Consider the following 11,817-nt stretch of genomic DNA (forward strand, 5'->3'; position numbering starts at 1 on the left):
GGGTATAGGCGGACGAGTGTGCCTTTTAGTGTGCGTTGGCTATCGGCGTGACGGTAAGTCTAAGCCCGAGAGTCCAAGTAGGCTTGGTCTAAATACGAACCTTCTTCGTCGACGTCCTCGTCCGTCGCGCCCGCAAACTAGGCTTCTAGCCCGTCCTACGCCTCCGGCGGCCCGTCGCCCTCTAGCTCTTCGACGTACGCTTTTAGCCGGTTGACTGCTAGCTCTTGCTAAAAAATCGTTTCTCCAGGCCTTCTACTCGCACGGCCTGGCTGCTCGCTTCGAGCTAGCACTAGTACGACGCGACAGCTAGGCGGCCGTCACGCACGACGACCCCGACCGCGCTAGGCCCCACATGGCTGCCGCAGCACGCCGCTTGCTGTTACTAGACCTGCACTACGCCGCCTAGCTGCTCGACCGATTTTCGCATGCAGCTTCTCGATCTCCCGCTGCCCGGCGGCCTCCGCATCCTGCCCGATCTTCGGATCAAACGCCCGCGCTGCCTGCTCCTGCAGCTGCTTCTTCCAAGCATAAATCTGGTTCGGATGAACCTGAGAGCCCGAATCTGAATGGCAGTGCGGCTATCGGTTGCGTGTGATTTTCCGTGTGAGCAGGCGGATATGGGCGAGGAAGAGCCATGCGGTGGCGCTGGTAACGGTGGCCTCGAAATCCTTTGCAAGACGTCGGCATCTGCCGAACCAGGCGAAGGTTCTCTCCACGACCCAGCGTCGCGGCAGGAGTTCGAACCCGCTGGCGGTGTCGGAGCGCTTGACGATCTGTATGGTCCATTTGCCGATTTTGGCGAGGCGTCCATTGAGTTTGGGACCGGCATAGCCGCCGTCGGCGAACACGTGCCGCAACCAGGGATACAGGGATTTGACCGATTTGAGCACGTCGGGCGCCCCATCCCGATCCTGAATGCCGGCATGATGAACGATCGCACCGACGAGGTGGCCGATTGTATCGGTGATGATGTGGCGCTTGCGTCCCTTGATCTTCTTTCCGGCATCGAACCCGCACGGCCCGCCGGCTTCGGTGGTCTTGACCGACTGGCTGTCGATCACGCCGGCTGTGGGCGACGCCTCTCGTCCAGCTATCTCCCGCGCCTGCATGACCAGGACGTGATTGATACGATCAAATGTGCCGTCGCGACAGAAGCGGTAAAAATACCCCTGCACAGTGGTGAACGGCGCGAATTCCTTCGGGATCTGCCGCCACTGGCAACCGGTCGACAGCATGTAGAAGATGGCCTCCACAATCCTTCGCAGCACCACCGTCCGGGGCCGGCCTCGATGCGGCGGCAAGGGCATGAATGGTTCGATCAAGGCCCATTCGGCGTCGGTGAGGTCGCTTGCGTAGCGCAATCCGGCCCGGCAATATCGTTGCCGGGCGATTTCAGTCCAGGCCATTGCGAATCCGTCTGTTGTTGCAAACCGACAGAATCACAACCTACTGAAATCGCTCAACTATCTTTTGCGGTCAGGCTCTGAGATCGGGCCAAATCGAACTCGCCCGCCTGGTCGTTGAAACGCTGAACCTGGAGGCTGTAGGCGTGATACCAAAACCGCATGATGGACGCGCGTCAGGGGGAATACGGCGACCGTTCGGCGGAGTTGATCGGGTTAATGATAGCGAGAGGAGGAGGGTGCTGGGCCAAATTTGTTCGCACCGGCATCGCCTGCCATCAAATCGAATACCACCATGATGAACCAAGCGATTGTCGCGCCGATCAGCAATAACAAGCCAAGAAGTTTATTGCTATGACTGGTATCATGCACAATGGCGGGTAGGAGCCCGATTCCAAAACCGGCATACGTGCCGATCGCCCAAAACGCTGAGCGCCCACTATCATGCAGGCGGCGAATTTGGACCGCGATATACGGGAGGAACGACACGATAAAAAGGAGTTGGAATACCCAATAAAAAGCCAATAAGCCGGACGACAGCCATCCCGGTGTCCATCCAGCTGCAGCCCAGAATAGTCTGTAGGTCAGATAGAGAGACAGCCAAAAAAGGATGAAAAGCCAAAACTCCGATCGGTTACTTCGTTCAGTGAAATTAAATGCGCTTTTGTAGCTCGACAAAATGATTTGATCGAATTTCATTTATCATTTCCTGAAGCGAAAGGGAGACTTCGAGCAATCAAACCGTAACGATATCTATTGGAGTTTGCAAGCTGTAGGATAGGCAGAGCCCTTGCGAAGCCCATCAATCATAACAACACGGCAAGCCGTAGAATTTGTCTCCCGCGATCCTCATCAATCCACCCTCGCCAAAACCCAAACCAAAAAATTCTAACAATCCCCCTAACAAACCCCTTTCTCACCCCCCACCGATCATGGTTTACACATAGTCATGATCGCAAACGCGCCGTTCATGCCTGCCGACCCGACCGAGCGCTTCACGGTGATCTTCCGTGCCCTGCAGCGCTCGGTCGCCGACAACGGCTACCGCCTCAAAATCCACGGCCCGCTCATCGTCCTGATCTGGAACTACCTCGCCCGCCAGATCGCCCGCTTCGCCCGCATCGCCTCCCGCCCACCCCAATCTCCCCGCACCCGCACCCGCGCCTCGGGACCGGTCGAGCGCGAACCCGCCGCCCCCAACCCCAAACCCAAACCACCCCTCACCCTGCCCCGCGGCTTCGCCTGGCTGATCCGCCTGCTCCCCAACGGCCCCGCCACCGTCGTCGCCGGTGCCGCCGCCCGCGCCGATCTCCAGCTTTTCATGGAAGACCCCATCGTGCTGGACCTGCTGGCCACCCACCCCAGCCTCGGCCGCATCCTCCGCCCCCTCCACACCATGCTCGGCCTGCGTCCCCCCCAAATCATCAAACGCCCCAGAAAACCCCGGAGCGAACCCACAGGCGAACCAAAACCCCGCCCCAAACGCCCCCGCCCCAAGCGCCAGCCCGACTTCATGGCCCAATACAAAGTCAACCCCGACGGCAGCATCGACTTCACGCCCGAACAACTCCGCGACATCCTCGGCCCACCCCCACCACCCGTGCCCCCCTGGCACCACCCCTTCGTGCCCTCGTTCGATGCGAAAAAAATGTGGCGCAAAGGCCCGCGGGGCTGATGCACGCCTAAATCGTTACGATATCGTAACAACACAGGCAAAGAAGCAAGGGAAGTTCTTCTTTTTTGTGAACAAAAAAGAAGCAAAAAAAACTTTGTTAATTTGGGTCCGTGCCGGTGAAAACGCCCGTGCCCGATGCACGCTAGCCGAAGGTCACTAACAGCGCCGAGAAATCATCGTCCAACGGGCCCGGGCGGGCGGCGGCGCGGACTGCCGCGTAGATCGCGCTGGTGAGAGGGACGCCTGGTACCGCGCATTGACCCGTCAAGTGCCGAAGGTCTTCGAGCTGCCACTGGCGGCCGTCCGGCGTCAGGATTTCAAACGCACCGTCGGACACAATAAAGAGCTCCGCGCCCGGCGGCAGGACCGCAGTGCCGGCCTGCCATCTGCCGGCGGGCAGCATGCCGATGGCGGGGCTGCGGCACCAAAGCGGCACCGGCTCGGGCTGCCCGGGCGTCGTCAGAAACGCCGGGTGATGGCCGGCGGCGCAATAGCGCAGCGTGCGGCTGGGCAAATGATACGTGAAATACCACAGCGTCAGCATCAGGCCGTTATGTTCCTCCATCGGGAACACCTGGTTCAACCCGGCGGCGACCGCCGCCGGATCGCTGAAATCGACGCCGGGCAGAGCGCGGCGGCGGAGCGTGTTCGCAACATTGGCGGCGTGCATCGCCGAGCCGATACCGTGGCCCGAGACATCGAGCAGAAACCCGGCAAAGACCGTCTCGGTGAGAAACTGATAGCCGAACGCATCGCCGCCGAGCGTGGCGGAGGGTACGAAGCACCATTCGGTACGGATCGGGCCGTCGGAAATCGGCCGCGGCAGGATCGCGCGGACGTAGTCCTCCGCGCGTTTCAAATCCGCGCTATGCTCCTCCTCACGGGCGATCTCGGCGCGGTCGCGCCGTTCATAGCGGATCGGGAACGCACCGAGGCTGAACGTGGCGCCGCTTCGCAGCCGGGTTGGCCGCTCGAGCCTCTGACCATCGAGATAGGTGCCGTTGGTGCTGCCGAGATCGGTAAGAACGGCATCGATGCCGAAGAGCTCGATCCGGCAGTGACGGCGGGAGATCTCCGGGCTCGTAATGACCAGCTCGGCCGGTCGGGCACGGCCGATCGTCATGCCCGCGGGCGCGATAGCGGCGCGGATCGGCGCGCCGTCGATCGAAAAATTCAGGAAATGGCCGAGCTGCATCGGCGGCGCCTCGATGACCGGGAAACGACGCACGATCGTCTGCTCGCCATTGTCGTCATCGAGCGAAGCCGCCATCGAAACTCCTGTCCAATCCGCCGGTACGATTGTCATCGAAGTTTCACTTCAAATACAAAACAATCCAAAACGCAACGTTTTTCGCGGCTTGAAATATACCGGCACCTCTGGCATTGCCGAATGGCACGCGGTCGAATCCGGCCCGGACAAAGGAGTTCGCCAAGCCGATTGCCTTTGAGGAGCTTGCGGGGAACATCACCAAGGTCGTGCTGTCCGGGCGGATCGACATCGCCGGCGCATCGGCCATCGACATGCCGATGAGCCTGGTGGGCGGGTCGAAAAAGGCGGTGATCGTGGATCTCGCCGGTGTCGAGTTCATGGCCTCGCTGGGGCTGCGCAGCGTGGTGCTGAGCGGCAAGACGGTGCTGGGCAAGGGCGGCAAATACGTCCTGCTGGCACCGCGCCCGGCGGTGGAAGAGGTGATCACCACCAGCGGCGTGGATGAGCTGTTCCCGATTTTCCACGACGAGGCATCGGCGATCGCCGCGGTGTCCTGATCGTCGTGGACCAGCGTCTGGCAATCACGACCGCGCCGTCAGACCTCGCGCGGCTCTACCCATGGTTGGATGAGGCGGCGGCTCAAGCCGGCGTGCCGGATCTGCTGTTGGCCCGGCTGCATGTGGCGGCCGAAGAAGCGGTGATGAACGTAGCGATGCACGGCATCGGCCTCGATCGGGGCGGGGTTATTACCGTGAGTTTACGCCAGGAGGATGCCGTGGTCGCGCTGGTGGTCGAGGATTCCGGTCCGGCATTCGACCCCGTGGCGGCACCGGCGGTGGCCAAAGACGTCAGCCTGCGAGGGGCCGGCGCAGGCGGGTTGGGGCTGCGTCTGCTGCGGCATTATTGCAAGGATATGGCATATCATCGCGAGGCCGGGGTGAACCGGCTGATCCTGCGGTTCGCGCTCTAGACGGAATTCGCCGGTTTTGCGATCGGCATGCGCGCCATGCGGCAGGGCGAGCACCTGACCAAAGGCGCGGAAACCGACGTTGCGGCGCGCCGCGTCGCGCAGACCATACCACACCGTCCTCGAAGGCCCTGCGTGGTGCATAAGCCCATTCAACGCGCTGCGCAGCACCAACCGCCACGCCACCAGCCCAGGCGCACGCCGCCCGACGAAGCCGTCATGGTCGCTGCGATCGACCGCAAATGCCGCGGCATCGATCCGCGTCCCGGTTCAAATGCCACGCGCGTCAATCACTGGCCCGAAACCCGCCAATCGGTGCGCCATGTGCGGCCGCGTAGCGGGCCAGATACGCCATCACCCGCCGATAGCTCGCCGCACCCTTCGAGGCGATCCACTCCTGTTTCATCTGCGCCGCTCCGTTCACTTTCAGCAACGACGTCGTCGTATACCGATCAGCGGATGCGCCCTTGCCATGAGCAGCGACATCGCCAGGCGTCAGCAGCCGGCCGTTCTGCCCCGCCATCCGCCGCAGCGCCGTGTCGGCGGCGCACAGGCCGGGATTGACACCCGCCGCAACGCGGATCGGTTGCGCCACGAACGCCGCATCGTCCGGGTGCCTCGCCCAGATCCCGCCGATCACCGCGGCGTTCTGGTCCCATTGCGACAGCGGCGGCACGCCGAGCACCGCCTCGATCGTGCGAATCACGTTCACCTGCGAATACCGCTCCGTCTGCACCATCCCCGGTTTCACCCAAGGCCCGTAAGCGACCAGAAAACTCCGGTGCGCATCGATATGATCGGCACCGGACTGAGCATCGTCCTCGGTCACGAAGACCGCCATGTGGCGCCACGCCTGCGTGTGCGACAGCGCGGCCACGATCGCGCCGGTCGCCCGATCGTTATTCGCAACATAATAATCCGGCGTGTAGTAACACGGATTGCTGCCGGCGGTGTGGTCATCCGGCAGCCAGACATAAATGAACCGCGGCAGATCATCGCGATGCGCCGCAATCCAGCGCGTCACCACTTTGGCCCGCGTGGTATCGAGCAACATACGGTCCCAGCCCGGATACCCCGCATCGGTATCCCCGATCAGATCAGGCCGCACTGTCCCTGCGCGGTCACGCGCGACGAATTCGCCGAAATTCTCGAACCGGACATGGTGGCGCGCCAGGTCATCGAACAGGAAGCGCCCGTTCGGATAGGAAATCCACGGGTTGGTCGCGGGCCGCTTCAACTTCGCCAGATCGATCGCATCGGCAAAGGGATCATCCGGATCATTGTTCCGCGGTGCCGCCGCGAGCGGCTGGGTCCAGCCCGGATTGCCCTGCAAGCCGCGGTTGGAATAATACGCCGCCCAACTCCGCTGCACGAAATCGGAATCACTCGCCGCCGTCGTCCATTGATGGCCCTGCGCCGTCACCTCACCATCGGCATCGAAATCGACAAACAGGGCTCCATGCCCCGCCATCCGATATAAATTCGGCAACTCCCGGCCGTCGTATAGATCGAGCCGCGGATCGGCCCAGTGACCAATCCCTGGGTAACGGCCGAATTCCTCATCAAACGTCTTGTTCTCGCGCAGGATGAACACCACGGTTTTGACATGGCGGCGCAGCTTCGCGGCGAGCCGCGCGTTGCGGCGCGCCAGCGCCATGCGCTGCGCGGGCAGGAACCCGTCATCGCCCAGCGCGGCGATGCTGGCCGATGCAAGCGCCGCCCCATCGTCATGGCGCGGAATTTTCTGCAACAGCCCGTGCATCATCGTGCCGACCCATTGATGCGCCAGATTCGGCCCCGACCCGAGTCCCTTGCCTGCCACCACATACAGCGCACCCTGATCGGCGGCGAGCGCGGTCGGATACCAGCCGGTCGGCGTCAACCCGCGCATCACACCGGTCGCGGTATCGATCGTCATCACATCGTCGTTGCCGGCATTGGTCACGAACAACCGCCGCCCCCGCAGCGCCAGCCCATCCGGATACGAACCCGATGCCGCCCCCGGGTACGGCAGCGTCGAGATCACCCGCATCACCCGCCGCGTCGCGGTGTCGACCTCGACCACCCGATCCCCATTGGCCAGCGCGACATACACATGCGGCCGGTCTCGCCGCGCCGCCAGCGCGATCGGATGCAACCCCGCCACGACCGATGCCCCGGTCAGACGCGGTCCGACCGCAACTGTCGCAAGCCGCGTCATCCGTGCAGGATCGACCAGCGCAACCGCATTATCCCCCCACAACGACACCACCAGCACCTTGCCATGATCTGTGAGGGCGAGCGCGTTCGGATAGGCGCCGACATTCAGATACACCGTCTTGCCCGTCGCCAGATCGATCCGCGCGAGGCTGTTGGCCAGCAGACCGGTGACATAGGCATACCCCCCCGCCACTGCGACCGCCGAAGGATAGAAATACCGCGGATGCCCCGTCCGATCCGCGCTCAACCCCGCCGGCTTGTGCACATCACGATGATGCATCCCCTGATACACATACGGGTATTGCGTGCGCGGAAACGCCTGAAACGCCAGATCATACCGCCGCACCAGGCGGGGCGTGCCCCCGGCCAGCGAAATCGCCAGCACGTCGTCCGCCGCACCGCCGGCGGCGTACACCATGTCATGCGGTCCGGTCGCCAGGCCCTGAAAGAAATCCTGATGATCGACCAGCAGCGTACCCGCTCCGCCAGTCTTGGCCGTGGGGATGGCCTTGGGAAACGCCAGCACGCCCCGCTCGGGTGTCAGTGTCGCCGCGTCATACACGCTGAGCGACTGCGTCCGCGTCGCGCCATCTGCCAACACGACGATCCGCTGCCCCGCGATCACCACACCGGTCGGGAAGTTCGGCGTCGCGACGATCGTGCCAACCGGTGCCACCACCCGCCCCGTCGGCAGCCGATGGGTATAGCCTGCCACATTCGCCCGGGTGACCACCACCGGCGTCCCCGCCGGCGATGCGGCCCGCGCACCGCTCCAGCCACCCACCAACAATGCCACGACCGCGACGGTAAGGCGAAATCGACCAGCCATGAGACGCTCCTTAACCTCGTTCGGAACACGGCGGGCCGGCATATTCGATCGGCCAGCCGCGATCACCCGTTGCCCGAAACCGTGATCGGGATCTGAAAAACCGTATTCCGCTGTGGCATTTTCGCCAGAAACGCCGGGAAATGCGAATCCTGCACGGCTTGCAGCGCCGCCTTGGTCGCCGCCTGATAATCGCTCGCTTTCAGCACGCGCGCCCATAAAATCCGCCCGCCCGGCGTGACGTCGAATTCGATCATCGCGGCCCCGCGCACCCCCAAGGCGCGCAGGCTGTTTGGGACCACGATGCGTGAAATAATCTCATCGCGCAGCATCCCGGTATATTTCGACAGCGCGGTGGCAACCTGCGCCGGGCTCGGCGGCGGCGCGGTCACGCGCGGCGCGGGCGGTGCCGGCGGCGTCGGTGCCACCGGCGGCGGCGCCACCTGGCGCACCGGCACGTGGCGCAGCACATGATGCACCGGCCGCGGCGGCGGTTTGCGCGGCACCGCAATCTGCGGGTGGTGCGGCACCGGCGGTGGCGGTTTCGGCAGCACCGGGGTAGGTTTCGGCGGCACCGGCGGCGGCTGCACCAGCTTGGGCGGCAACGGAATCGCTTTGGGCGGGCCGACCGGCTTGAGCATGTGAATGGCGATCGTCGTTGGCCGCACCCGGTCTGCTGTCTTGCCGTGGGGCGAGAACATCAGCGCCGCCAACGCCAGCGCCTCGATCAGCAATGCCGCCAGCAACCACCAGCCGAACCGTGGGACGTCCGGTTCGATGCTGGCGGCGCGATCGGTCTCGGTCAGGCGGGCCAAGGCGATTCAGAACTTCGCTGTAATACTACCAAAAAACGCTCGCGGTTGACCCAGCAGGACCGAGTTGTAATTTGCCCCCGCGTAAGTCTGATAGATCTTGTCACGGGTAAAATAGCCCCGGTTCAACAGATTATCGATATTCAGCGCGATCTCGAGCGATTTCACCTTGCCCAGATGCACCGGGATCGATTTGCCGATGCTGGCATTCAACAGAAAATACGGCGATTGCGTATAAGCGGTCGGTGTCCCGGCGTTCGCCTGCTGGAGATACTGCCGCCCGACATATTGCGCATCGCCGGTCGCGTGCCAGCCCTGCCACTGCCAGGTCAGCCCGGCGCTGACCAGATTGGCCGGCACATTGGCCAGCGGCGTGCCCGCGGTCACCGGACCGGCCGCGTTGGAATTGAACGTCGAGGTAAACACCGCATTATTGTGCGAATAATTGAAATACCCGGTGAATGTGCCTGGCACCACACCGCCGATCGCGCCAAAATTGCCGACCAGTTGCAACTCCACACCGGAATACCGCGAACCGCCGCCGTTGGTCTGGGTCGAGACCTGGGTGGACGGATTGGTCACGGTGATGAAGGTGTTTTCGAAATTCTCCCGATAATACCCAACAGTGATGCCATAGCCGGCTCGTTCGTAGCGCACCCCGGCCTCGTAATCCTTGACATATTCGGGCTTTATCGCCAGCGGCGCCGTGACGTAGGCACCGGCGGCGTTCTGCAGCCCGATATCGCCGTAATAGGCGCTGATATTCGGCAGCTTGATGTTCTCGCCGAACGCGGCGTAGACCGTTGCACCTTTGAACAGGGTCAAATTCGCACCGACCGTCGGCGAGGTATAGTGCTCATGATCCGACACGCTGCCCGGCTGGTCATAAAACCCGGTCGCGTTGAAATTCTTGGTATTGGCGTAGATGTATTTCACACCTGGCGTGATCTTGAGCCGATTGCCGAACAGGCTGATCTCGTCCTGCGCATAGATCGAGCCGAGTGTGCGCCGGTCATGCTCGTCCCACGCATCGTTATAGCCGTTGATCTGCGGCACCGGCTGGCTGCCGTACCAGAATTCGCGCGAATTCAGATAGCCATAAGTGAGATTGCCGCCGAGCTGGATCAGATTATGCGATAGCGCGATCTTGACGTTCGGCTGCAACCCAAGCTCGGAAGCGCCCTGGCCGTACAGATGATAATCGGTGCCATATATTGTCGAGCCGAACAGGGCGTTCGGGTTATAGCTGGGATAGAACGGGTTCGATAACCAGAACTCCGAGCCGGTCCCCGAATTCGGCTGGTTGTAGGGCTGGCTTGGGCTCTGGCCGAACAGCGGATTGGCGTAGGAGGTCCGCTGATAGGTATCATGGCCGAAAAACGTCTTCAGATCGACCGTGACGATCGAATTGACGCTGTATTTTTCGCCGACCACCAGCAGGTTAGTCGAATCGATATTGTTGGAATAACCCTGGCTTGGCGGTAATTGATAGGTCGGGCCAAATTGCGTCACCAGCGCCAGCGGTACGGTGTGCGGCGTCTGGCCGCTGTTGTGGTTGAAAATGAAATTCAGATAGAACTGACCACGCCCGCCGAAATTGGCTGCCCGCAGTGCATAATACAGGTTCGAATTATGATCCTTGCTGTTGGCCAGCCAGCCGCCGCTGTAATCCTGCCGGTATGACAGGATCTGGCTGATGCCGTGATGATCCCCGGTGTTCAGTGTGAAGTGATAGCTGTAGGTATCATAGCTGCCATAGCCGCCACCCACCTCGCCGCCCGCCTTCATGCCGGGCGCGATCGGCCGGTAATTGATCGTGCCACCCAACGAATTATACGAATTGACCGCCGGATTATTGATGCCGCGATAAATCTGGATGCCATCGAAATCATTCAGCGTTACCAGCACGTTGTTCCGGATCGACGCCTGATTGTTCACGCCGCCGTTGAATACGTCGTTGAGCGAGACGCCATCATAGGTTTCGGAAAACTGTCCCGAATTGAACGCACGGAACGTGATGTTCGTGCGCACGCCGCCTGGACCGGCGGTGGTCGCCAGCACCGAGGGGGCCTGGTTCAGAATGGTCTGGGCGGTGGTGGTCGGCGAGGCATATTTGATTTGCTTTTTGCTGATCGTGCTGACCGCATAGGGTGATTTCAACGGGAGCCGCCGCGCCACGATATGGCGCGCTGCGGCCGACTTCGAAACACCCTCGATCCGCACCGGCGTCGCGGCGGTGCCATCAACAACCACCTGCGCCGCCACCGGCTGCACCAAACCAACGACACCGCACAACGCCGTCGTGCACATCCAACTGATTCGTCTTGCCATCTCGCCCTCCTTGTCGGGCGGGCTTTTAGGGACAAACCATGACAAGGCGATTTCACTTTTGTGGCGGAACGATGAAGTAAGGCAGGTTCCGCCTGATGGGTCGGTAAGCGATGCTCGAGAGCAACACACACTGAATCGTGATACCGCACACCCCTGGACGGATCGCAGGATCTCGCCCCCTGACATTCTGGCCTTGGCAGTTGGTCCTTGTGGCCGGAGCGGCGACAGCGGCAAACCGCATGCGAAATGGTGTTGCGACGGCGATCCAACCATTCTGGAACTGAAAGGGTTGCCCGCTGATCATCGCTGATTGGGAACGCGAGGCCCTGAACGGCAAATACCGGCGTGACGTACTCGAGATCGTCAGTGACCGCGACTGCAAGGGGGCTTTGCT

General features: G+C 62.1%; 9 protein-coding genes. 3 read left to right on the forward strand and 6 right to left on the reverse strand.

Annotated features, from left to right (window positions below; translation table 11 throughout):
• Window positions 1-578: 578 nt before the first annotated feature.
• Together AruPA_RS16480 and AruPA_RS16485 are read right to left on the reverse strand one after the other, a co-directional pair.
• Window positions 579-1,406: an IS5 family transposase gene (locus tag AruPA_RS16480; protein ID WP_265637873.1), complete on the reverse strand. Its 828-nt coding sequence runs from the start codon at window positions 1,404-1,406 to the stop codon at window positions 579-581.
• 213 nt (window positions 1,407-1,619) lie between these two features.
• Window positions 1,620-2,102 carry a DUF805 domain-containing protein gene (locus AruPA_RS16485; protein ID WP_265637874.1) on the reverse strand — a complete coding sequence of 161 codons (483 nt, stop codon included), beginning with the start codon at window positions 2,100-2,102 and terminating at the stop codon, window positions 1,620-1,622.
• A gap of 250 nt (window positions 2,103-2,352) precedes the next feature.
• On the opposite strand from AruPA_RS16485, the gene AruPA_RS16490 reads away from it, so the two are divergent.
• Complete coding sequence (locus AruPA_RS16490; RefSeq protein WP_265637875.1) at window positions 2,353-3,078, forward strand: hypothetical protein; 726 nt, start codon at window positions 2,353-2,355, stop codon at window positions 3,076-3,078.
• A 142-nt stretch (window positions 3,079-3,220) separates the two neighbouring features.
• On the opposite strand, the gene AruPA_RS16495 is transcribed toward AruPA_RS16490, so the two are convergent.
• Window positions 3,221-4,384: a PP2C family protein-serine/threonine phosphatase gene (locus AruPA_RS16495; protein WP_265637876.1), complete on the reverse strand. Its 1,164-nt coding sequence runs from the start codon at window positions 4,382-4,384 to the stop codon at window positions 3,221-3,223.
• A gap of 77 nt (window positions 4,385-4,461) precedes the next feature.
• Here AruPA_RS16495 and AruPA_RS16500 point away from each other — a divergent pair, with 77 nt between their 5' ends.
• Complete coding sequence (locus AruPA_RS16500; RefSeq protein WP_265637877.1) at window positions 4,462-4,845, forward strand: STAS domain-containing protein; 384 nt, start codon at window positions 4,462-4,464, stop codon at window positions 4,843-4,845.
• Window positions 4,846-4,850: 5 nt separating this feature from the next.
• A complete protein-coding gene (locus AruPA_RS16505; RefSeq protein WP_265637878.1) occupies window positions 4,851-5,258 on the forward strand; it encodes an ATP-binding protein in 408 nt (135 codons plus the stop codon).
• Between the two features lie 283 nt (window positions 5,259-5,541).
• Here AruPA_RS16505 and AruPA_RS16510 read toward each other — a convergent pair whose 3' ends face one another.
• The 3 genes from AruPA_RS16510 to AruPA_RS16520 all read right to left on the reverse strand — a co-directional run bounded on the left by AruPA_RS16510 (window position 5,542) and on the right by AruPA_RS16520 (window position 11,423).
• Complete coding sequence (locus AruPA_RS16510; RefSeq protein WP_265637879.1) at window positions 5,542-8,283, reverse strand: alkaline phosphatase family protein; 2,742 nt, start codon at window positions 8,281-8,283, stop codon at window positions 5,542-5,544.
• Window positions 8,284-8,345: 62 nt separating this feature from the next.
• Window positions 8,346-9,095: an energy transducer TonB gene (locus tag AruPA_RS16515; RefSeq protein WP_265637880.1), complete on the reverse strand. Its 750-nt coding sequence runs from the start codon at window positions 9,093-9,095 to the stop codon at window positions 8,346-8,348.
• Window positions 9,096-9,101: 6 nt separating this feature from the next.
• Window positions 9,102-11,423, reverse strand: coding sequence for a TonB-dependent receptor (locus AruPA_RS16520; protein ID WP_265637881.1), 2,322 nt, complete (start codon window positions 11,421-11,423; stop codon window positions 9,102-9,104).
• Between the last annotated feature and the right edge of the window lie 394 nt (window positions 11,424-11,817).

This window comes from Acidiphilium sp. PA (genome assembly GCF_026191915.1).
GTDB lineage: Bacteria > Pseudomonadota > Alphaproteobacteria > Acetobacterales > Acetobacteraceae > Acidiphilium.

What these genes read in the sequence shown, in the direction of transcription:
- AruPA_RS16480 (WP_265637873.1), bottom strand. Translation starts at nt 1,406, where the DNA reads ATGGCCTGGACTGAAATCGCCCGGCAACGATATTGCCGGGCCGGATTG.
- AruPA_RS16485 (WP_265637874.1), bottom strand. Translation starts at nt 2,102, where the DNA reads ATGAAATTCGATCAAATCATTTTGTCGAGCTACAAAAGCGCATTTAAT.
- AruPA_RS16490 (WP_265637875.1), top strand. Translation starts at nt 2,353, where the DNA reads ATGATCGCAAACGCGCCGTTCATGCCTGCCGACCCGACCGAGCGCTTC.
- AruPA_RS16495 (WP_265637876.1), bottom strand. Translation starts at nt 4,384, where the DNA reads ATGACAATCGTACCGGCGGATTGGACAGGAGTTTCGATGGCGGCTTCG.
- AruPA_RS16510 (WP_265637879.1), bottom strand. Translation starts at nt 8,283, where the DNA reads ATGGCTGGTCGATTTCGCCTTACCGTCGCGGTCGTGGCATTGTTGGTG.
- AruPA_RS16520 (WP_265637881.1), bottom strand. Translation starts at nt 11,423, where the DNA reads ATGGCAAGACGAATCAGTTGGATGTGCACGACGGCGTTGTGCGGTGTC.